The 20,889-nt window shown below is 72.9% G+C and carries 20 protein-coding genes and 3 pseudogenes; 10 read left to right on the top strand and 13 right to left on the bottom strand.

Translation table 11 applies throughout. The annotated features are described in order from the left end of the window. Positions 1-28 precede the first annotated feature (28 nt). Genes LCH29_RS41220 through lnt form a run of 3 tightly spaced genes read left to right on the top strand, consistent with a single transcriptional unit; the run spans position 29 to position 5,113 of the window. Positions 29-1,033 (top strand): ABC transporter permease, encoded by a 1,005-nt coding sequence (locus LCH29_RS41220; RefSeq protein ID WP_446466807.1) that lies wholly within the window; start codon positions 29-31, stop codon positions 1,031-1,033. Between the two features lie 37 nt (positions 1,034-1,070). Next, entirely contained in the window at positions 1,071-3,512 is a 2,442-nt protein-coding gene (locus LCH29_RS41215) for a SpoIIE family protein phosphatase (RefSeq protein ID WP_446466806.1), read from the top strand. Beyond that, positions 3,509-5,113, top strand: coding sequence for an apolipoprotein N-acyltransferase (lnt, locus tag LCH29_RS41210; RefSeq protein ID WP_446466805.1), 1,605 nt, complete (start codon positions 3,509-3,511; stop codon positions 5,111-5,113). The genes LCH29_RS41215 and lnt overlap by 4 nt, the downstream gene beginning before the upstream one ends. On the opposite strand, the gene LCH29_RS41205 is transcribed toward lnt, so the two are convergent. Both LCH29_RS41205 and LCH29_RS41200 read right to left on the bottom strand, forming a co-directional pair. Further along, on the bottom strand, positions 5,088-5,990 hold the full coding sequence (locus LCH29_RS41205) for a Gfo/Idh/MocA family protein (RefSeq protein ID WP_446466804.1): 903 nt from the start codon (positions 5,988-5,990) through the stop codon (positions 5,088-5,090). The genes lnt and LCH29_RS41205 overlap by 26 nt on opposite strands. Continuing rightward, a pseudogene (locus tag LCH29_RS41200) lies at positions 5,987-7,036 on the bottom strand (FAD-dependent monooxygenase); the annotation flags it as partial. The gene LCH29_RS41205 and the pseudogene LCH29_RS41200, both read right to left, overlap by 4 nt. Here LCH29_RS41200 and LCH29_RS41195 point away from each other — a divergent pair. After that, positions 7,023-7,274, top strand: a pseudogene (locus LCH29_RS41195) (TetR/AcrR family transcriptional regulator); the annotation flags it as partial. The pseudogenes LCH29_RS41200 and LCH29_RS41195 sit on opposite strands and share 14 nt — an antisense overlap. A gap of 40 nt (positions 7,275-7,314) precedes the next feature. Continuing rightward, complete coding sequence (locus LCH29_RS41190; protein ID WP_446466803.1) at positions 7,315-7,827, top strand: DinB family protein; 513 nt, start codon at positions 7,315-7,317, stop codon at positions 7,825-7,827. 14 nt (positions 7,828-7,841) lie between these two features. On the opposite strand, the gene LCH29_RS41185 is transcribed toward LCH29_RS41190, so the two are convergent. Next, positions 7,842-8,297, bottom strand: coding sequence for a hypothetical protein (locus LCH29_RS41185; protein ID WP_446466802.1), 456 nt, complete (start codon positions 8,295-8,297; stop codon positions 7,842-7,844). A 94-nt stretch (positions 8,298-8,391) separates the two neighbouring features. Continuing rightward, positions 8,392-9,372 (bottom strand): helix-turn-helix transcriptional regulator, encoded by a 981-nt coding sequence (locus LCH29_RS41180; protein WP_446466801.1) that lies wholly within the window; start codon positions 9,370-9,372, stop codon positions 8,392-8,394. Positions 9,373-9,470: 98 nt separating this feature from the next. On the opposite strand from LCH29_RS41180, the gene LCH29_RS41175 reads away from it, so the two are divergent. Further along, positions 9,471-9,878 carry a DUF3224 domain-containing protein gene (locus LCH29_RS41175; protein WP_446466800.1) on the top strand — a complete coding sequence of 136 codons (408 nt, stop codon included), beginning with the start codon at positions 9,471-9,473 and terminating at the stop codon, positions 9,876-9,878. Here LCH29_RS41175 and LCH29_RS41170 read toward each other — a convergent pair. The 5 genes from LCH29_RS41170 to LCH29_RS41150 all read right to left on the bottom strand — a co-directional run bounded on the left by LCH29_RS41170 (position 9,863) and on the right by LCH29_RS41150 (position 13,602). Beyond that, positions 9,863-10,558 carry a uracil-DNA glycosylase gene (locus tag LCH29_RS41170; RefSeq protein ID WP_446466816.1) on the bottom strand — a complete coding sequence of 232 codons (696 nt, stop codon included), beginning with the start codon at positions 10,556-10,558 and terminating at the stop codon, positions 9,863-9,865. The two genes, LCH29_RS41175 and LCH29_RS41170, sit on opposite strands and share 16 nt — an antisense overlap. A gap of 135 nt (positions 10,559-10,693) precedes the next feature. Beyond that, positions 10,694-11,458 (bottom strand): SDR family oxidoreductase, encoded by a 765-nt coding sequence (locus LCH29_RS41165; RefSeq protein WP_446466799.1) that lies wholly within the window; start codon positions 11,456-11,458, stop codon positions 10,694-10,696. A gap of 19 nt (positions 11,459-11,477) precedes the next feature. Continuing rightward, the gene (gene fabG, locus LCH29_RS41160; RefSeq protein ID WP_123108021.1) at positions 11,478-12,239 is read right to left on the bottom strand and encodes a 3-oxoacyl-ACP reductase FabG; all 762 of its coding nucleotides are present in this window, start codon (positions 12,237-12,239) and stop codon (positions 11,478-11,480) included. A 146-nt stretch (positions 12,240-12,385) separates the two neighbouring features. Next, complete coding sequence (locus LCH29_RS41155; protein WP_446466798.1) at positions 12,386-12,805, bottom strand: DUF3037 domain-containing protein; 420 nt, start codon at positions 12,803-12,805, stop codon at positions 12,386-12,388. Continuing rightward, positions 12,778-13,602: a HipA family kinase gene (locus tag LCH29_RS41150; RefSeq protein WP_446466797.1), complete on the bottom strand. Its 825-nt coding sequence runs from the start codon at positions 13,600-13,602 to the stop codon at positions 12,778-12,780. Before LCH29_RS41150 ends, LCH29_RS41155 begins: the two co-directional genes overlap by 28 nt. Positions 13,603-13,825: 223 nt before the next feature. Here LCH29_RS41150 and LCH29_RS41145 point away from each other — a divergent pair. Next, positions 13,826-14,038: pseudogene (locus LCH29_RS41145) on the top strand (response regulator transcription factor); the annotation flags it as partial. A 14-nt stretch (positions 14,039-14,052) separates the two neighbouring features. Here LCH29_RS41145 and pntB read toward each other — a convergent pair. Together pntB and LCH29_RS41135 are read right to left on the bottom strand one after the other, a co-directional pair. Then, positions 14,053-15,489: a Re/Si-specific NAD(P)(+) transhydrogenase subunit beta gene (gene pntB / locus LCH29_RS41140; RefSeq protein ID WP_446466796.1), complete on the bottom strand. Its 1,437-nt coding sequence runs from the start codon at positions 15,487-15,489 to the stop codon at positions 14,053-14,055. 6 nt (positions 15,490-15,495) lie between these two features. Beyond that, positions 15,496-17,079, bottom strand: coding sequence for a Re/Si-specific NAD(P)(+) transhydrogenase subunit alpha (locus LCH29_RS41135; protein ID WP_446466795.1), 1,584 nt, complete (start codon positions 17,077-17,079; stop codon positions 15,496-15,498). 194 nt (positions 17,080-17,273) lie between these two features. Here LCH29_RS41135 and LCH29_RS41130 point away from each other — a divergent pair, with 194 nt between their 5' ends. Continuing rightward, positions 17,274-17,768: a Rieske (2Fe-2S) protein gene (locus LCH29_RS41130; RefSeq protein ID WP_446466794.1), complete on the top strand. Its 495-nt coding sequence runs from the start codon at positions 17,274-17,276 to the stop codon at positions 17,766-17,768. On the opposite strand, the gene LCH29_RS41125 is transcribed toward LCH29_RS41130, so the two are convergent. Then, on the bottom strand, positions 17,755-18,435 hold the full coding sequence (locus LCH29_RS41125; protein ID WP_446466793.1) for an isochorismatase family protein: 681 nt from the start codon (positions 18,433-18,435) through the stop codon (positions 17,755-17,757). The two genes, LCH29_RS41130 and LCH29_RS41125, sit on opposite strands and share 14 nt — an antisense overlap. Positions 18,436-18,469: 34 nt before the next feature. Here LCH29_RS41125 and LCH29_RS41120 point away from each other — a divergent pair, with 34 nt between their 5' ends. After that, complete coding sequence (locus LCH29_RS41120) at positions 18,470-18,937, top strand: pyridoxamine 5'-phosphate oxidase family protein (protein ID WP_446466792.1); 468 nt, start codon at positions 18,470-18,472, stop codon at positions 18,935-18,937. A gap of 23 nt (positions 18,938-18,960) precedes the next feature. Here the strand turns inward: LCH29_RS41120 and LCH29_RS41115 are convergent, their stop codons facing one another. Then, a complete protein-coding gene (locus tag LCH29_RS41115) occupies positions 18,961-19,866 on the bottom strand; it encodes a LysR substrate-binding domain-containing protein (protein WP_446466791.1) in 906 nt (301 codons plus the stop codon). A gap of 74 nt (positions 19,867-19,940) precedes the next feature. On the opposite strand from LCH29_RS41115, the gene LCH29_RS41110 reads away from it, so the two are divergent. Continuing rightward, on the top strand, positions 19,941-20,888 hold the full coding sequence (locus LCH29_RS41110; protein WP_446466790.1) for a DMT family transporter: 948 nt from the start codon (positions 19,941-19,943) through the stop codon (positions 20,886-20,888). The last annotated feature ends 1 nt before the right edge of the window (position 20,889 follow it).

Here is a 20,889-nt window from a genome sequence, read left to right as displayed (position 1 = left end):
AGACGACCGCACCGTGCCCATGAACCCCATGAATGACCTCGCCGCGCCGCGCACCGGCCGCGCCCGGCGCCTCGTCCCGGTCCGGATCCGCGATCTGGCGCTGCTGCCCGCCGTGGTGCTGCTGCTGATCATCGGCGCGATCGGCAACCCCGACTTCCTCGACCGGGACAACCTGGTGAACATCCTGGGCGCGTCCTCCGCGCTCGGGCTGCTGGTGCTCGCCGAGGCGATGATCCTGATCAGCGGCAGGATGGACCTCTCCCTGGAGTCGATCGCGGGCCTGGCCCCGGCCCTCGGCTTCCTGGTCGTCATCCCGGCCGCCTCGGCGGGCTTCGGCACCGAGTGGCCCACCTGGGTGGGGCTGCTGCTGATCCCGCTGGCGGGCGCGGGGCTGGGGGCGGTCAACGGGGCGCTGATCGTGGGGCTCGGGCTCAATGGGTTCATCGTGACCCTCGCGATGAACATCGTGCTGCGCGGCGTGCTGATCGGCCTGGTCTCCGGCAAGACGCTGTTCGACGCGCCGGACGCGTTCTTCGTGCTCGGCTCGCGGGAGTGGCTGGGGGTGCCGGTCTCGGTGTGGGTGACCGCGCTGTGCTTCGCGCTGGCCGGGTTCGTCCTGCGCTACCACCGGCTCGGCCGCGCGGTGTACGCGATCGGCGGCAGCGCCCCCGCCGCCCGGGCGGCGGGCATCCGTACCGCGCGGGTGGGCTGGACGGTGCTGGTGGTCGGCGGTGCGCTGGCGGGGCTGGCCGGGCTGGTCATCGCGGGGCGCGTCGGTGCGGTGGGCGCCAACCAGGGCAGCGGTCTGATCTTCACGGTGTTCGCGGCCGCGGTGATCGGCGGCATCAGCCTCCGCGGCGGCCGGGGCTCCCTGCTGGGCGCGCTGCTGGGCACCCTGCTGCTGGGCATGCTGGAGAACCTGCTCACCCTCGCCCAGGTGTCGTCCTTCTGGATCCAGGCGATCTACGGCGGGATCATCCTGCTCGCCCTGGTCGTCGCACGACTGACGACCGGGGAGGCCCAGGAGTCATAGTATTAAGGGAAATGTCTTCGCAGATGGGACGGGTGCGATGGCCATCCCCGAGGGAATCGCGCCGACCGAAGCCCATGTCCCCTTCGACATGGCCGATGCGGCGACGGCCCTGATCGATGCCACGGGGACCGTCGTCGGCTGGACGACGGCGGCGGAACGGCTGTTGGGCTATCCGGCGCCGGAGGTGCTGAAGCGGCCCGGGACGATGCTGCTGGCGGCGCCGGAGGACGCCGCGAAGGCGGTGTCCATCGCCGAACAGTGCGGTGAGCACGGCGGCTGGGGCGGGCTGCTGGAGGTCCGGCACCAGTCCGGCCACCGGCTCGCGGTGGGCCTGCGGGTCTCCCCGGTCACCGGGCTCGGCGGCGGCACCTGCTGGCTGATCTCGGCGATCGACGTGGCGACGATCCCGACCTGGGCGGTCAGCGGATCGCTGCTCCAGGCGTTCCTGACCCGCTCCCCCATCGGCATGGCCGTGCTCAGCCCGGATCTGCGGTACGTGTGGATGAACGACACCCTGGAGCGCTACGGCGGTGTCCCGCGCGGCGAGCGGCTGGGCCGCCGGATGGCGGACTCGCTGCCGGGCCTGGACACCGAGGCGCTGGAGGGGAAGATGCGCCAGGTGCTGGAGACCGGCGTCCCGGTGATCGACTACGAGTACCGGGGCTGGACCCTGGCCGAGCCGCACCGGGAGCACGCGTACTCGACCTCTTTCTTCCGCCTCGACAACGAGGACGGCCACCCGGTCGGCGTCTGCTACATGGGCATCGACGTCACCGACCGCTGGCGCGCCCGGGAGCGGCTGGCCCTGCTCAGCGAGGCCAGCGAGCACATCGGCAGCACCCTGGACGTGATGCGCACCGCGCAGGAGCTGGCCGAGTTCGCGGTGCCCCGGCTCGCCGACTTCGTCACCGTGGACCTGCTGGACTCCGTCCTGCGCGGCGAGGAGCCCTCGGCCCAGCGCACCCGGTTCCTGCCCAAGTTCCGGCGGGCGGGCCAGGCGTCCGTCCACGAGGGCTGCCCGGAGTCCATCGCCGCCCAGGGCGACGCGATCGCCGTCTCCCCGGCGTCGCCGTTCGCGTGCAGCTTCCTGGAGGGGGAGGCCATCCTGGACCCGGAGCTGGACGCCTCGCTGGGCGCGTGGACCGGCGACGACCCGGCCCGGACGCGGAAGGTCCGCGAGTTCGGCATGCGCTCCCTGATGGTGGTCCCGATCTGTGCGCGCGGCACGATCCTGGGCGTGGCCTCGTTCGTCCGCACCCGGCATCCGGACCCCTTCGAGCCGGACGATCTGGTGCTCGCCGAGGAGCTGGTGACGCGGGCCGCGCTGTGCGTGGACAACGCCCGCCGCTACAGCCGCGAGCACACCGCGGCCCTCGCGCTCCAGCGCAGCCTGCTGCCGCACGCCCTGTCCGGCGGCCAGGCCCTGGAGGTGGCCTCGCGCTATCTGCCCACCGACGCGCGCAACGGGGTCGGCGGCGACTGGTTCGACGTCATTCCGCTGTCCGGGGCCCGGGTGGCGCTGGTGGTCGGCGACGTGGTCGGGCACGGCATCACCGCGGCCGCCACCATGGGCCGGCTGCGCACCGCCGTGCACACCCTCGCCGACATGGACCTGCCGCCCGAGGAGCTGCTGGCCCACCTGGACGACCTGGTCATCCGGCTCACCGAGGAGGAGTCCGCCCAGGAGGGCATGGGCGCGGCGGTGCTGGGCGCCACGTGTCTGTACGCGGTGTACGACCCGGTCACCCGGCGCTGCACGATGGCCCGGGCGGGCCACCCCACGCCCGCGGTGGTGGACCCCGGCGGCGCGGTCTCCTACCCGCCGCTGCCGGCCGGTCCCCCGCTGGGGCTCGGTTCGCTGCCGTTCGAGTCGGCGGAGCTGGAGCTGCCCGCGGGCAGTCTGATCGCGCTGTTCACCGACGGCCTCATCGAGACCTGCGACCAGGACATCGACGTCGGGCTCGCCCGGCTGAGCAACGCCCTGGCCCAGCCCGGGCTGCCGCTGGAGGAGCTGTGCTCGACGGTCGTCGACACCCTGCTGACCCGTCCGCAGTCGGACGACGTGGCGCTGCTGCTGGCCCGTACCAACACGCTGGGCACCGGTCACGTCGTCTCCTGGGACCTGCCGTCCGATCCGGCCGTGGTCGCGAACGCCCGCTCGCTCGGCGTCCACCAGCTCGCCGAATGGGGCCTGGAGGAGCTGGCGATGACGACCGAGCTGATCGTCAGTGAGCTGGTCACCAACGCCATACGGCACGGCACCGGCCCCATCCGGCTGCGGCTGATCCGGCACGACGTGCTGATCTGCGAGGTCGCGGACGCCAGCAGCACCTCCCCGCGGCTGCGCCACGCCCGTACCACCGACGAGGGCGGCCGCGGGCTGTTCCTGGTCGCGCAGATGGCCCGCCGCTGGGGCACCCGCTACACCGAGGGCGGCAAGCTCATCTGGGCCGAACAAGACCTTCCGGACGCGGCATGAGGCACGCTCCGGCGCGTCTCCGCCCTATCCATGATCGGTTTCCTCCCGCACACTGGCCCTATGCCAACGGGAGGGGGGCATCCGGCGTGTCGGAAGGGGTGTGGAGGCGGCGGCTGGCCTCCCGGTGGGTGCGCGGCGGCGCCGCGGTGCTGGCGGGCGCGCTGCCCGCGCTGGCGTTTCCCGCGCCGTCGCTTTGGTGGTTCGCGTACGTCGCCCTGGTGCCCTGGCTGCTGCTGACGCGCTCGGCGCCCACGATCCGGCAGGCGGCGTACGACGGCTGGCTGGGCGGGGCCGGGTTCCTGCTCGCGGCGCACCACTGGCTGATGCCGAGCCTGCATGTGTTCATCGTGCTGCTGGCGCTGCTGCTGGGGCTGTTGTGGGTGCCGTTCGGCGCGCTGACACACCGGCTGCTGGGCGCCCGCCCCGGGCCAGGCCGGGCGGGTGCCGCGCTGGTGCTGCTGCCGTCGGCGTGGCTGCTGGCCGAGCTCGTACGGTCCTGGCAGTACCTCGGCGGCCCCTGGGCGCTGCTCGGGGCGAGCCAGTGGCAGGTGCCCGTCGCGCTGCGGCTGGTGTCGGTGGGCGGGGTGTGGCTGGTCGGCTTCCTGCTGGTCCTGGTGAACGTCGCGCTGACCGTGCTGATCACGCTGCCCCGGGCGCGCACCGTCGCGGTGGCCGGGCTCACCGCGTGCGGTGCGGCGGCGGCCGGGGTGTGGGCATGGGCGCCGGTGCCGGAGCAGACCGGGACCCAGCGGATCGCGGTGGTGCAGCCCGGGGTGATCAAGGGGCCGGAGCCGCGTCTCGAGCGCAGCGTCGAGCTGACCCGGCAGCTGGCGGCCCGCCATCCGGACCTCGTGGTGTGGGGCGAGTCCAGCGTCGGCACGGATCTGGGCGGCCGGCCGGGGCTGGCGAAGCGGCTGGGCGCGCTGTCCCGTTCGGTGGGCGCGGATCTCCTGGTCAACGTGGACGCGCGGCGCAGCGACCGGCCGGGGATCTACAAGAGTTCGGTGCTGATCGGGCCGGACGGTCCGACCGGCGACCGCTACGACAAGATGCGGCTGGTGCCGTTCGGCGAGTACATCCCGGCCCGGTCGCTGCTGGGCTGGGCCACCTCGGTGGGCAAGGCGGCCGGTGAGGACCGGCACCGCGGCACGGAACAGACGGTGATGCGGCTGCCGGACGGTCTGCGGATCGGGCCGGAGGTCTGCTTCGAGTCGGCGTTCCCGGACATGAGCCGCAATTTGGCGCGGCACGGGGCGCAGGTGCTGGTCGTCCAGTCGGCGACCTCGACGTTCCAGCAGAGCTGGGCGCCCGAGCAGCACGCCACGCTGGCCGCGCTGCGCGCCGCGGAGACCTGGCGGCCGATGGTGCACGCGACGCTGACCGGCACGAGCGCGGTCTTCGGCCCGCGCGGCGAGCCGGTGGGCGACCGCATGGGGACGGACACCAGCGCGGCGGAGGTCTACTCGGTGCCGCTCGCGCAGGGCACCAGCCCGTATGTGCGGACCGGGCCGCTGACGGTGTACGGGGCGCTGGCGGCGCTCGCCGCGTACGGGGCGGTGGAGGCGGTCCGGGTGGTCAGGCGCCCGTCAGCGCGTCGCTGATCACCCGCTCGCACAGTTCGTGGGTGCGCAGCGCGTCCGAGGCATCGAGCCGCCTGCCGGTGCGCACGGCGTCGAGGAAGGCGTCGGTGATCTGCTCGATGCCGCGCTGCCGGGCGACCGGAACCCAGTCGCCGCGGCGGCGCACGCTCGGCTGTCCCTTGTGGTCCGTGACCTCGGCGAGGTTGGTCACCTGCCGCTTGGTGTCCTGGCCGGAGACCTCCAGGATCTCCTCGGTGGAGCCGCTCATCCGGTTCATCACGCCGAGCGCGGTGAACCCGTCGCCGGACAGCTGGAGGACGACGTGGTGCACCAGCCCGTCGCGCATCCTGGTCCGCACGTCGATGTGGTCGACCGGTCCGGGGGCGAGGAAGCGCAGGGTGTCGACGACGTGGATGAAGTCGTCCAGGACGAGGGTGCGCGGGTCCTCGGGGAGGCCGACGCGGTTCTTCTGCATCAGGATCAGATCGCGCGGATGGTCCAGGCACTGCGCGTACCCGGGGGCGTAGCGCCGGTTGAAGCCGACCATCAGGCCGACGCCGCGGTCCTCGGCCAGCCGCACCAGGCGCTCGCTCTCGCCGAGTTCGTACGCGAGCGGCTTGTCGACGTAGGTGGGCACCCCGGCGTCGAGGAGCCGGGTGACGAGCCCGGCGTGCTCGGCGGTCGGGGCGTGCACGAACGCGGCGTCCAGGTCCGCCGCGAGCAGCGAGTCCAGGGTGGTGTGCCGCTGGGCGCCGGGCACCCGGTGGGTGTCGGCGACCCGCTGGAGGGTGGCGGGGGTGCGGGTGTGCAGATGCGGCTCCACCCCGGGCCGCGCCATGAGCACGGGCAGATAGGCCTTCTGCGCGATGTCGCCGAGTCCGATGCAGCCGACCCTCACGTTGCCTCCTGGTGTTCGGTGGCCGTGTCCACCCTACTCAGGACGGCTCCCGGGGCGCCGGGGCCGGGGGGGCGCCAGTCGGCGATGCCGTCGAAGCCGCGCAGCAGCAGCCCGGGGGCAAGGCGGGTGGCGACGGCGACGGCGGTGTCGCGGAGGGCCACCGCGGGGGCGCGGGTCAGGGAGCTCGCGCGGGCGGCGCGCGCAGAGCGGCGTACGACGTCCATGGTGCGCGGCAGCCGGTCGCGGGTGTACGCGGCGAGCGCGCCGGACGGGTCGGCGGCCGCGGCGGCGGCGTGCGGCGGCAGATGGTGGGCGAGGACGACGGCGTCCTCGATGGCCTGGTTGCCGCCCTGCCCCAGAGTGGGGGCCATGGCGTGGGCGGCGTCGCCGAGGAGGGCGGTCCGGCCCCGGTGGTAGGCGGGCAGCGGGTCGGTCATGGCCAGGACGTCATGGCGCAGCACGGCGCCGGGTTCGGCGGCCGCGAGGAGGTCGGGGACCGGCCGGTGCCAGTGGCCGAAGAGCCGGAGCAGTTCGGCCTTCTCGTCGTCGGGGGCGCGGCCACCGGCCGGGGTGAAGGCCGCCGCGTACGCGTAGACCCGGCCGTCCCGCAGCGGCTGGCTGCCCCAGAGCCGCCCCCGGCCCCACGTCTCATGGGGTGCGAAGGGGCGCTCGGGGGCGGGGACGACGAGGCGCCAGGTGGTGAACCCGGCGTAGCGGGGCCCGGGGTGGGCGGGGAAGAGCGCGCGGCGGACCGCCGAGTGGACGCCGTCGGCGCCGACCACGAGGTCGGCCTCGTACTCCTCGTCCGCCGTGGTCACCCGGGCCGGGCGGCGGGCGTCGCCGGGGTCGGTCAGCTCGGCGGGGGCACCGGTGCGGACGCGGCCCTCGGGCAGCCGGGAGGCGAGCAGCTCGACGAGGGTGGCGCGGTGGAGCAGGACCACCGGGCCGCCGAACCGCTCGGCCGCGGCCGCGCTGTCCATCCGGGCCAGCCGCCGCCCGCCGGGGGTGCGCAGCTCACCGGCGCCCTGCCAGCTGGAGGCGACCCGCCGCCCCGAACTGCGGGAGTTCTACGACGCGGCGGGGCGCGGCTTCCGCGAGCCGCTGGAGGCGCTGATGACCGCCATGGGATCCGCCGCACCACGGCGGCACGCCCAGTCGCTGGTCGCCTGGTGCGAGGGGCAGATGTTCAGCTGCGCGGCCGGGGCCGACCACGCCGCGGTGCCCCAAGGCGCGGCGCTGCGCGCCGGGTTCGAGGAGCTGCTGCGCGGGATGCTGGGCCGATAATCCGTGGCGCGGCCGGGAGCCGGGCCTCATGATGCTCGCCATGACGACTGCCGAACGCCAAGAGGCGCCCACCACCGGCGATGAACGCACCAGCCTGGAAGGGTGGCTGGACTTCCACCGCGCGACCCTGGCCCTCACATGCGAGGGGCTCGACGACAAGCAGCTGCGCGAGGCCTCCGCGCCGCCGTCCGGGCTCACCCTGCTCGGGCTCGTCCGGCACATGGCCGAGGTCGAGCGCAGCTGGTTCCGGCGGGTGCTGGACGGTCAGGACGCGCCGCCCATCTGGTACAGCGAGGAGGATCAGGACGGCGACTTCCGGGTCACCGAAGCGGACACCGGCGAGGCCGCCTTCGCGATCTGGCGGGACGAGGTCGCCGAGGCCCGCGCCGCCGCCGCGCGCCACTCCCTGGACGACGTCGTCACCCGCCGCGACCACCGCCACGAGGACTTCAACCTGCGCTGGATCTACCTCCACATGATCGAGGAGTACGCCCGCCACAACGGCCACGCCGACCTCATCCGCGAGCGCATCGACGGCGCCACGGGCGACTGATCCACCAGGGTCCGTCAGAGCGCGAGCCGCTGCGCCAGCCGGGCGATCGCCGCCCGCACCCGGTCCCCGTACGGATCGTCGCCCAGCGTGCCCGCGCTCGCCCGGGCCAGCTCCAGCTGGCTGCGGGCCGCCGCCTCCTGGCCGAGCTTGGCGTAGTCGGCGGCCAGATTGAGGTGGAGGGCCGGGTAGAGGGCGCGCAGCCGGGGGGTGCGGGCGCCGGGCCCGTCGGCCGCGGCCAGGGCCAGCAGATCCCACAGCAGCTCGTCGGCCGGATCGTCCTGGGTGTCGGCGAGGTAGTGGGCGAGGGCGCAGCGGTGGAACGGGTCGCCGTCGCCCTCGATCTCCCGCCACAGCGCGGCCAGCCGGTTGCGCGCCTCCTCGCGGTCACCGCCCCGGTGCAGCATGACCGCCTGCCCGATCCGGGTCAGCACGGCCTCGTCCTCCGGCGCCTCCCGCCGTACGTCGCCCATCCGGTCCTCCCGCCTGCGCAACCGCCGGTACGCCCTGCCTGCGGCCGACGCTAGCCGCGGGGCCGGTGAACGCCCGTCAGGCGGGCCCATCGGGTCAGTCCTGCGGCCCGTACCGCTCGGCCAGTTCGGTGACGGCGCGGGCGACGGCGGTCCGCAGCTCGGGCGGTCCGAGCACCTCGGCGTCGGTGCCCAGCCGCAGCATGTCGTCGACCGCCACGGGCAGCGACTCCACGGGCAGCGCCACCCGCACCCGTCCCCGGTCGTCGGGCGGGCCCGCCGCGGCGGCCGCCACCGCGCCGACCGCGCCGAACTTCATCGGCAGCAGCCGCAAGCCCCGCTCGGTCAGCAGCAGTTCGGCCTCGCCCCGGAAGCGCGCGGCCTCCATGGCGCGCGCCGACTCCTGCCAGTAGGCGGCGAGATCGAACCCGGCGGGGCGCTCGAAGACCTCCCCGAGCACCTCGGCATCCAGGATCCGCGCCACGCGGTAACTGCGGATGGTGTCCTCCGCTCTGGCCACCAGGTACCAGATGCCGCCCTTGAGGACGAGCCCGAGGGCGTGCAGATCGCGGTGCACCTCGCCGCGCCAGCGCCGGTAGTGCACCCGCAGCACCCGGCGCCGCCAGACGGCCTCGGCCGCCGCCGCGAGGTACGGCACCGGCTCGGTGTCCCGGAACCAGCCGGGCGCGTCGAGGTGGAAGCGCTCCTGGATGCGGCGCGACCGCTCGTCCAGCTCGGGCGGCAGCGCGGCCCGCAGCTTGAGCTGGGCGGTGGTGAGGTCCGCGCCGAGGCCCAGTTCGGCGGCCGGTCCCGGCATTCCGGCGAGGAAGAGCGAGTCGGCCTCGTCGCCGGTGAGCCCGGTCAGCCGGGTGCGGTAGCCGTCCAGCAGCCGGTAGCCGCCCGCGGGGCCGCGGTCGGCGTACACCGGCACGCCGGACCCGCTCAGCGCGTCGATGTCGCGGTAGACGGTACGGACCGACACCTCCAGCTCCGCGGCGATCTCCGGCGCCGTCATCCGGCCCCGGTTCTGGAGCAGCAGGAGCAGGGAGAGCAGGCGGTCGGCACGCATACGGTCCATTGTGCGCCCGTACCTGACAGAAGATGTCAGGTACGGCGGGCAGAGTCGTCCTCACCAGCGCACGGCCTGATCGCACGGCCTGATCGAAAGGACCCGCCATGACCACGCACGCCACCGGTACCTTCACCTTCGCCGACTGGCAGGAGAAGCCGCTCGGGGAGGCCGCGGGCGGGGCGAAGCTCGCCCATGCCACCGTGACCAACGGCTACTCGGGCGCGATCACGGCGTCCGGCACCTCCTGCCAGTACGCCATCGTCTACCTCGCCGACAAGACCGGTGCCTTCTCGGGCCATGAGCTGGTGGACGGGCAGCTGGACGGCCGGCGGGGCAGCTTCGTCCTCGCCCAGCACGGCACCTTCGGCGAGGACGGCACCGTGACGTGCGCCTTCGAGGTGGTGCCGGGCTCGGGCACCGGCGAGCTGGCCGGGCTCACCGGTGCGGGCTCCTACACCGCCCCGCAGGGCATCGAAGCGGTGTCGTACGCCTTCGACTACGAGCTGGGCTGAGACGGCTGGAGGTTCGGGATGCGCCAGTCGATCGGCGTGTGCCCCTGGGCCTTCACCGCCTCGTCGATCTGGGTGAAGGGGCGCGATCCGAAGAACTTCTTGGCCGACAGCGGCGAGGGGTGCGCCCCCTTCACCACCGCGTGCCGCTTCTCGTCGATCAGCGGCAGCTTCTTCTGGGCGTAGTTCCCCCAGAGGACGAAGACGGCCGGGTCGGGGCGGGCGGCCACGGCGCGGATCACCGCGTCGGTGAACTTCTCCCACCCCTTGCTCTTGTGGGAGTTGGCCTCGCCGCCGCGGACCGTCAGCACCGCGTTGAGCAGCAGGACGCCCTGCCGGGCCCACGGCATCAGATAGCCGTTGTCCGGGATGGGGTGGCCCAGCTCCTCCTTCATCTCCTTGTAGATGTTCCGCAGCGACGGCGGCGTCTTGACGCCCGGCCGCACCGAGAAGCACAGCCCGTGCCCCTGGCCCTCGCCGTGGTACGGGTCCTGCCCGAGGATCAGCACCTTCACCTGGTCGTACGGTGTGGCCTCCAGGGCGGCGAACACCTGGTCGCGCGGCGGGTGGACCGGCCCCTTGGCCCGCTCCTCCTCGACGAACTCGGTGAGCTCCTTGAAGTAGGGCTTCTCCAGCTCCTCGCCGAGGACGCCGCGCCAGGATTCGGGCAGCTCGTAGGCCACGTCAACAACCTCCGGTCGTGTTCCGTTCACGGGCACGAACCTACCGGCGGCCACTGACAACGCCGCACGCGGCGTGGGGATGACAGCGGCTGCGGGCCCGGCACCGGGCCCGCAGCCGATGAGCGCGCAGGGCCGTCAGCCGACGCCCGCGTTGAGGAATACACCGCCGTCCACGACGAGCGTCTGGCCGGTGATCCACGCGGCCTGGTCGGAGGTGAGGAACGCGGCCGCGCCCCCGATGTCCTCCGGCACGCCGAGCCGCCCGAGCGGATACGCCGCGGCGGCCTCCTCCTCCCGCCCCTCGTACAGGGCGGTGGCGAACTTGGTCTTCACCACGGCGGGGGCGATCGCGTTGACCCGCACGCCCGGCGCGAACTCGTGGGCGAGCTGCTGCGTGAGGTTCAGCATCGCCGCCTTGGACACGCCGTACGCGGCGATGAACGGCGAGGGCGTCATCCCGGCGACCGAGGAGATGTTGACGATCGCGCCGCCGTTCTCCTTCTGCCACGCCTTCCAGGTCTGCTGGGCGAAGCCGAGCGCCGAGACGACATTGGTCTCGAAGACCTTGCGTATCACCGCGAGGTCGAGGTCGGCGATGGGCGAGTAGACCGGGTTCGTACCGGCGTTGTTGACGAGGTAGTCGACGCGCCCGAACGCCTCCATCGCGCGCTCGACGGCCACCGCCTGGTGCGCCTCGTCGTGGGCCTTGCCGGGGACGCCGATCACCCGGTCGGCGCCCAGCCGCTCGACGGCCTCCTTCAGGGCGTCCTCGTTGCGGCCGGTGATGCACACCCGGTCGCCGCGCGCCACCATCGCCTCGGCTATGCCGTAGCCGATGCCGCGGCTGGCCCCGGTGACGAGCGCGGCCCTGCCGCTGTCAGATGCGATCTCTTTGGTCATGGGGTTCGTAGGCTCCTGATCAGTTGAGCGGGCCGCCGGCCACGTACATCACCTGGCCGGAGACGAACCCGGCCGCGTCCCCGGTGAAGAAGGCGACGGCGTTCGCGATGTCCTCCGGCTGCCCGACGCGCTGCACCGGGATCTGGCTCGCGGCCGCCTTCTGGAAGTCGTCGAAGCCCATGCCGACGCGCTCGGCGGTCGCGGCGGTCATGTCGGTGGCGATGAAGCCGGGCGCCACGGCGTTGGCGGTGACGCCGAACTTACCCAGCTCGATGGCGAGGGTCTTGGTGAAGCCCTGCATACCGGCCTTGGCGGCGGAGTAGTTGACCTGACCGCGGTTGCCGAGCGCCGAGCTGCTGGAGAGGTTGACGACCCGTCCGAACCCGGCGTCCACCATGTGCTTCTGACAGGCGCGCGACATCAGGAACGCGCCCCGCAGATGCACGTTCATGACCGTGTCCCAGTCGGACTCGCTCATCTTGAAGAGCAGGTTGTCGCGGAGCACACCGGCGTTGTTCACCAGGATCGTCGGCGCGCCCAGCTCTTCGGCGACACGCCCGACCGCGGCCTCCACCTGCCCCGCGTCGGACACGTCGCAGCCCACGGCGATGGCCTTGCCGCCCGCCGCGGTGATCTTCTCCACGGTCTCCGCGCAGGACGCCTCATCGAGGTCGAGCACGGCGACGGCGCGGCCCTCCTCGGCCAGTCGCACGGCGGTCGCCGCGCCGATACCGCGGGCCGCGCCCGTCACGATGGCGACACGCTGCTCGTTGGTGGACATGCGGGTTCTCCTCGCCTCGGGTAGCGGCGCACCGTCCCGGCCACCCGGGGGTGAGCAACCGCTTAGTCGCTTCTGCGTCGAGACGCTATGAGGCCCGCCGCCCACTGTCAACGACCCGCTGTGATGCCCTTGCTCACCCTCGCCCGTCAGCGCACCAGCAGGTCGAGCAATCGCTCGACCTCCGCCTCCGCGTCCGTGGTCAACCCGGTGTGCACCGGCCCCGGCTGGACGACGGTGGAGCGCGGCGCGACCAGCCAGCGGAACCGCCGCCCCGGCTCGTCCCCGGCCGCCTGACCGGCCTGCTCTCCCCCGCGGCAGACGCCCTCCACGGCGTGCAGCGCGGCCCGTACGCCCGGCACGTCCGCCGACGGGTCGAGCGCGAGCAGCCGGGCCTCGTCCAGATGGGTGCGGGCTGCCACGAAGGACGTCGCGCGGCAGTAGACCACGACGCCCGCGTTGATCAGCTCACCGCGCTCCACCCGGGGGACGACCCGCACCACGGCGTACTCGAACACATCCCGGCCCTGGTGCAGCCCGCTCACTTCGCTGCCTTTCCGTCGACCCATACGCGCAGCCAGTCGGGAGCCTTCGACGGCCCGTCACCGGCGCGCTCCCCGAGCGTGATCCTTTCACCGATCGCCGCGGCCCGCTCCAGCAGCACCCGCGCATAGGCGCGGCGCACCGCGTCCGGGCTGTCGAAGCCGGGCTCACCGTCCAGCCAGGCGTCGGGGACGTCGGCGGTGACCTCGGTCAGCAGCTCCTCGGTGATCCGCGGCGCGAGCGTGGCCGCGGCCGCGGCCACGTCCGGGGCGAAGGGGGCGAGTACGTGCTCGGAGGCGTCGTACGGCTTGGTGGCGGCCGCGTCCAGGCCGCGCCAGCTGTGGTGCCAGATCAGCGTGGCGCCGTGGTCGATGAGCCACAGGTTGCCGTGCCACACCAGCAGGTTGGGGTTGCGCCAGGACCGGTCCACGTTGCCGATGAGCGCGTCGAACCACACCACCTGTCCGGCCTCCGCCGCGCCCACCTCGAAGGCCAGCGGGTCGAAGCCGAGCGAGCCGGGCAGGTAGTCCATGCCCAGGTTGAGCCCGCCGCTGGCCTTGAGCAGGTCCTGCACCTCCTCGTCCGGCTCACTCAGCCCGATCACCGGATCGAGCTGCATCCGCACCAACTCCGGGACGCGCAACCCCAGGCGGCGGCCCAGCTGTCCGCAGATGACCTCGGCGACGAGGGTCTTCCGGCCCTGGCCCGCGCCGATGAACTTCATGACATACGTGCCCAAATCGTCGGCCTCGACGATGCCGGGGAGCGACCCGCCCTCACGCAGGGGCGTGACATAGCGGGTGGCCGTGACTTCAGGGAGCATCCGCCCAGGCTATCGGTGCGCACGGCGCGGACGGCCGACTCCGGGGTGATCGCCCCCGCATCGGCACGGCATCACCAACGACACCGCCTCTCCCCGCACCCCGCGCCGTCCGGGCCCGGACGCGGCTACGGACTGCTGGGCATGCGGGCCACCGACGGGCAGGAGGCGGTCGACCTCGCCCCGGCCCACGAACCCGACGTGGTCCTCATGGACATCCGCACGCCGGGCCGCCGCGCTCACCGAACGCGAGCGCGAGGTCATGGCGCCGGCCGCGCACGGCAGGTCCCATGCCGAGATCGCCGACCAGCTCGTGGTCAGCCCGCTGACCGTGCGCAGCCACATCCAGCGCGCCATGACCGGACTCGACGTCCGCGGCCGCGCCCAACTGGTCGTGATCGCCTACCAGTCCGGTCTCGTCCGGGCGCGCCCGGACCAGGGCGGTGAGCGGCCTCAGTTGGCCGTGCCCACCATGGCCACGGCCGGTGCGTCGGTGGCGTCGAGGCTGCTCAGGATGGCGTCCACCCGCTGCCTGGCGTCGCCGAAGAGCATCCGGGTGTTGTCCCGGAAGAACAGCGGGTTCTGCACGCCCGCGTACCCGGCGGCCATGGAGCGTTTGAAGACGACGACACGGGCCGCCTCCCACACGTGCAGCACCGGCATCCCGGCGATGGGGCTGGCCGGGTCGTCGGTGGCCGCCGGGTTGACGGTGTCGTTGGCGCCGATGACCAGGACGACCGAGGTGGCGGCGAAGTCGTCGTTGATCTCGTCCATGTCCAGGACGATGTCGTAGGGCACGTTGGCCTCGGCCAGGAGCACGTTCATGTGCCCGGGCAGCCGACCGGCGACCGGGTGGATGCCGAAGCGCACCTCGATGCCGCGGTCGCGGAGTTTGCGCGCGAGCTCCGCGACCGGGTACTGGGCTTGGGCGACCGCCATGCCGTAGCCCGGGGTGATGATCACCGAGGAGGCGTCGCGCAGCAGTTCCGCGGTGTCCTCCGCGCTGATCTCCTGGTGCTCCCCGTGGTCGCCGTCGTCGCCGCTCGTCACCGTCTGGGCCCCGAAGCCGCCCGCGATCACCGAGAGGAAGGAGCGGTTCATCGCCTTGCACATGATGTACGAGAGGTAGGCGCCTGAGGAGCCCACCAGCGCGCCGGTGACGATCAGCAGGTCGTTGGCGAGCAGGAAGCCCGAGGCCGCGGCGGCCCAGCCGGAGTAGCTGTTGAGCATCGAGACGACCACCGGCATGTCACCGCCGCCGATGGAGGCGACCAGATGCGCGCCGAGGGCCAGGGCCAGCACGGTGACCGCGATGAGCAGCCCCATGTGGGGGCGCGCGACGAACGCCACGGTGAGCACGGCGAACGCGGCGAGCGCGCCGAGGTTGAGGGCGTGTCTGCCGGGGAGCATCAGCGGCCGGGACTTGATCCGCGCCGCCAGCTTCAGATACGCGACGACCGAGCCGGTGAAGGTGACGGCACCGATGAACACGCCGAGGAAGACCTCGGCATGGTGGATGCGCAGCAGCGAACCGGTCAACTCGGCGTCGACGTCGAGGTAGCCGTTCCAGCCGACGAGCGCGGCGGCGAGGCCGACGAAGCTGTGCATGACGGCGATCAGTTCCGGCATGCCCGTCATCTCGACCACGCGGGCCCGCCACAGTCCGATGCCCGCGCCGACAGCCGTGGCGACGGCGATCAGCACCAGACCGGTGACGGTGATGCTCCGGGAGGCCAGCCCGATGGTGGCGGCCAACGCCAGACCCATGCCCGCGATGCCCCAGACCACTCCGGAGCGGGAGGTCCGGTGCTGGGAGAGTCCGGCGAGGCTCAGGATGAACAGCAGCGAGGCGACGACGTAGGCGGCCTGTGCGGCCGTGGTGGTGGTCATCCGCGATCAGCCCTTCGAGAACATGCCGAGCATGCGGCGCGTGACGGCGAATCCGCCGAAGATGTTGATGCTCGCCAGCAGGATCGCGGCGAACGACAGCACGGTGACGGCGGTGTTCGCGTGCCCGATCTGGAGCAGCGCGCCGACCACGACGATCCCGGAGATCGCGTTGGTGACCGACATCAGGGGGGTGTGCAGCGCGTGGTGCACCTTTCCGATGACGTAGAAGCCGACCACGATCGACAGGACGAAGACCAGGAAGTGGCCGATGAGCTGGTGCGGTGAGAAGGCGGTCACCAGGAAGAGGGCGAGCGCTCCGGCGCCGACGAGGGCGTAGTCGGACCGCGCCGACCGTGGGGGCCCGGCCGCCGGGCCGGGGGGTGTGGCGGGTTCCGGGGCCCCGGCGGGCGTGGGCGCGGCGGACACCTGCACGGGTGGCGGCGGCCAGGTCTTCTCGCCGTCGCGGACCACGGTCATCGAGCGCTGCACCACGTCGTCGAAGTCGAGGACGAGCCGGCCGTCCTTGCCGGGGGTGAGCAGCTTCATCAGGTTCACGAGGTTGGTGCCGTACAGCTGCGACGCCTGGGCCGGGAGCCTGCCGGGCAGGTCGGTGTAGCCGATGATCGTCACGTCGTTGCCGGTGACGACCGCCTTCCCGGCGACCGTTCCCTCGACGTTGCCGCCCTGGGCCGCGGCCATGTCGACGATGACGCTGCCGGGCTTCATGCGCGCCACGTCCTGGGCGGTGATCAGCTTCGGCGCCGGTCTGCCGGGGACGAGTGCGGTGGTGATGATGATGTCGACGTCGGCGGCCTGCTCCGCGTACAGCCGCGCGGCGAGCCGGTTGTAGTCGTCCGAGGTGGCCTTGGCGTAGCCGTCGGTGCTGACCTCTCGTTCGGACGGTGCGGACTCTTCGGGCCGCACCTCCAGGAACTCCCCGCCCAGCGAGCGCACCTGCTCGGCGACCTCGGGCCGGGGATCGGTGGCACGGACCACGGCGCCGAGGCTGCGCGCCGCGCCGATCGCCGCGAGTCCGGCCACCCCGGCTCCGGCCACCAGCACCCTGGCCGGCGGCACCTTGCCCGCGGCGGTCACCTGACCCGTGAAGAAGCGGCCGAAGACGTGCGCGGCCTCGACCACGGCCCGGTATCCGGCGATGTTCGCCATCGAGCTCAGGACGTCCAGGGACTGGGCGCGCGAGATGCGCGGCACGGCGTCCATGGCCAGTACGGTGATCGGCCGCCGGGCCAGCTCTTCGACCAGTTCCGGGTGGAGCGCGGGGCCGATGAGCGCGATCAGGGTCGCCCCGTCGCGCAGCCGCCCGATCTCCTCGCCGGAGGGTCCGTTGACCTTCAGGACGACCGGCGCCGACCAGGGGTCCCCGAGACTGGCTCCCGCCTCCTCGTAGGCCGCGTCGGAGAAGCGGGACGCCTCTCCCGCCCCCGGTTCGACGATCACGTGGTACCCCAGCTCGGCGAGTCGGCCCACGGTGGCCGGGGTCGCCGCCACCCTGGTCTCGCCCGGGGTGGATTCGGCGGGTATGCCGATCCGTCTGCGTTGCACTTCCGGTTCCGGTTCCGGTGCGGCCATCGTCTTCCTCTCACCGTCGACGTCCCGGCGCCGGGCCCGTCCGCCCGGCGCTTCGCGTGCCTGTCCATCCATCGGTGCCCGGATCCCTGCGTGTTCGACCCTGCCCGGATCGACAACAGGCCGAGCGACGGTTGAACGCTGGAGCGCCGGGCCGCGTATGGAATCGAAACGTCCCTGGATCAGGAGGCACCACCATGACGCAGCCGGAAACCACCGGATGGGGCACCACCCGTCGCGCCGTCGTCTCCGCTGCCGGAGCGGCCGGGCTGGCCGCCGCCCTCACCGCCTGCGGTAAGGAAGACAGCAGCGACTCGGGTAGCTCGCAGAACGCCGGTTCCGCACAGGAGTCGACCGGGGCCGAATCGGGCGCGGCGGGAGCGGGGGGCGACACGTCGGGGGGCGGCATGGAGCTGGCCAAGACCTCCCAGATCCCGGAGGGCGGCGGCATGGTCTTCAAGGATCACAAGGTCGTGGTGACCCAGCCGTCCTCGGGCCAGTTCAAGGCGTTCTCCTCGATCTGCACCCACCAGGGGTGCTCGGTCGGCGACGTATCGGACGGCACCATCAACTGCCCGTGCCACCAGTCCAAGTTCGACATCAGCGACGGCAGCCCGAAGGGCGGACCGGCCACCAAGCCGCTGCCCGGCGCCAAGATCAAGGTGGAGGGCACCTCGATCAAGATGGCCTGATCGCCTGCCAGCAGGCGAGCACGTCCTCGGTCGAGGTGACGGTCGCGACGAGGGCGAGGGTGTGACGGACCATTGCCGGGGTGTACGAGGCGGGCACCCCGGCAATGGCGTCCGCGGGCACCACGGCCGTATAGCCGAGGTTGACCGCGTCGAACACGGCGTTGGGTATCGCGACATTGGCCGACACGCCGACGATGACCAGGGTGCGGCAGCCCAGGTTGCGCAGCAGCGCGTCCACGTCGGTCCCGGCGAGCGGCGACAGGCCGTGCAGCCGCCGTACCAGCAGATCCTCCGCGCCGACCGGGACCGGTTCGGCGATCCGTACCGCCTCGCTCCCGGTGAGCTGCCGCACCGGCAGCCGCTCGGCGGCCCGGAACAGCGGCGCGTTGCGGTTCGCGCCGCGCCCGTCGGCGCGCCGCTCGGCCACCGCGTGCAGCACGGTGACGCGCGTGTCGTGGGCGGCCGACACCAGCCGGGCGACACGCCCGAGCGCGCCGGACTCCCGGGCCGCGGCGGCCAGTTCGGGCAGTGCGCTGCCCGGGCCCACGACGCCGCGCTGGCACTCCACGGTGAGCAGGGCACAGCCCTCGGGGCGGAGCAGTTCGTACAGCGACACGGCGGCCTCCCGGCACCTCCCGGCTTCTCGCGCCGGGAGGGTAACGGCCATTGCCTTCGGAAGGAAGAGTCGCGATTCTGTGCCGATGACCGTCACCCAGCGGCGGGGACGCCGCATCATGATGACCCCGGCCGAGCTGGACGCCTTCCTCACCGAACAGCGCACCTGCCGGGTCGCGACCGTGTCCGCGGACGGGCGGCCGCACCTCAGCGCGCTGTGGTTCGCCTGGGACGGCACGGCCCTGTGGCTCTACTCCCTGACCCGCAGCCGCCGCTGGGCCGAGCTGCGCCGCGATCCACGGCTCGCGGTGATCGTCGACGACGGGCACGACTACGGCGAGCTGCGCGGCGCCGAGCTGAGCGGCGAGGCCGTCTTCGTCGGCGAGGCCCCGCGCTCGGGCGCGCCGTGTGCCGAACTCGACGCGCCGGAGCGGATGTTCGCGGCGAAGTACTTCGGGCTCGACGCCATGCCGCACGACGGCCGCCACGCATGGCTGCGGCTGACCCCGGACACGATCAGCTCCTGGGACTTCCGCAAGCTGCCCCAGCGCTGAGCGCGCCCGGCTGCCCTGCCGGGTCAGTCGACGATCTTCTCCCCCACCGACCGCAGCACGTCCACCGCCGCGCGGATGGAGGGCCTGCGGTCGGCGTCGGCGCGCCAGATCGCGTAGACGTGCCGGCGCATCGTGGGCGGGCTCACCGGCACCATCCGCACCCCCTCGGGCACCGGGCCCCGGCCGAGCCGGGGGACGACGCCGATCCCGAGCCCGGCGGCGATCAGCGCGAGCTGGGTCTGGTGCTCCCGCGCGGTGTGCCGGATGTGCGGCTCGATGCCCTTGCCGCGCAGGGTCACCATCAGCCAGTCGTAGCAGAACCCGCCCTCGGGCCAGGACACCCACTCGTCGTCCACGAAGTCCTCCGGCTCGACCGCGCAGCGGTCGGCGAAGGGGTGGTCCGCGGGCATCGCGACGTCCACCAGGTCGTCCAGCAGCGCCGCCTTGACCAGCCCGCCGGGCACCGGCAGGGGCTTGTTGTACCAGTCGAGGACGACCGCCAGGTCGATGTCGCCGCGCACCACCGCGGGCACCGACTCGTCCGGCTCCATCTCCTGCAACCGGGCGCGCAGCTGCGGATGTTCGGCCCGCATCCGCTCCAGCGCGGCGGGGAAGAGGCCGCGGACGGCGGTCGGGAACGCGCCCAGTAGCAGCTCGCCGACGGCGTGTCCACGCTGGGCCTCCAAGTCCGCCTGGGCCAGCTCCACTTGGGACAGGATCCGCGCCGCGTGGTCGGAGAGCAGCCGCCCGGCGTCGGTGAGCCGCACCCCGCGGCCGTTCTTGGCGAGCAGCTGCTGCCCGGTCTCCCGCTCCAGCTTCGAGAGCTGCTGGGAGACGGCCGAGGTGGTCACATGCAGTCCTTCGGCCGCGCCGCTCACGGAACCGTGCCGGGCCACGGCGTACAAGGTGCGCAGACGATCCAGATTCATGTAAGCAATGCTACGCGATAACGCACATGAATTCTCGCTTGTTCTAAGAAGTTGTAGCCCGCAATGTAGACGCCATGAAGGCCATGACCCCAGCGACCACCGCGGCACCCGACCCCGCTGCCGACCAGCCCGCCGCACCCGCCGCCCGCCCACGGCGACTGCTCGACTGGCGGATCCGCTTCGGCGTGCTCGCCCTGGTCTGGGGCTTCAGCTTCCTGTTCATCAAGGTGGGCACCGAGGCGTTCGCACCGCTGTACGTCACGCTCGGCCGGATGGTGTTCGGCACCGCCGTCCTCCTGACGGTCCTGGTGGCGAAGCGGGAGCGGCTGCCGCGCGGGGCCCGGGTGTGGGGCCATCTGGCCGTGGCCGCCTTCTTCCTCAACGCCCTGCCGTTCTCGCTCTTCGCCTACGCCGAGACGACCATCCCCTCCACCCTGGCCGGGATCTGCAACGCCGCCTCGCCCCTGTGGGGCATGGTCGTCGCCGTGGCCGTCGTCTCCGACGACCGCCCGACCCGGCAGCGCGTCGCGGGCCTGGGCCTCGGCTTCGCCGGTGTCCTGATCGTGCTGGGCGCGTGGCAGGGCTTCTCCGGCCAGGACCCGGTGGGCACGGCCCTCGCGCTCATCGCCTCGCTCAGCTACGCGATCGGCTGGGCCTACGTGCGCCACACGCTCGCCGGAACCGGGAACTCCCATCTGGCCATGTCCTCCGGCCAGTTGCTGCTCGGCACGGTCCAACTCGCGGTGGCCGCCCCGCTCGCCGCCCCGACCCCCGGCTCCTTCCCGGTCCTCCCCCTGCTCTCGGTGCTCGCCCTCGGCGCCCTGGGCACCGGTGTCGCCTTCCTGATCCAGTACGGCCTGGTGGCGGAGGTCGGCCCGACGACGGCGATGATGGTGACGTACTTCGTCCCGGTGATCGCCACCGCGGCGGGCGTGCTGATCCTCGGCGAACACCTCAGCTGGAACACGCCGGTGGGCGCCCTGATCATCCTCGTCGGCGCGGCTCTCACCCAGCGGCGATAAG

Source organism: Streptomyces sp. BRA346 (genome assembly GCF_052851135.1).
The sequence above is the reverse complement of the archived record's forward strand: the minus strand, read 5'-3'. Positions and strand labels throughout refer to the sequence as shown.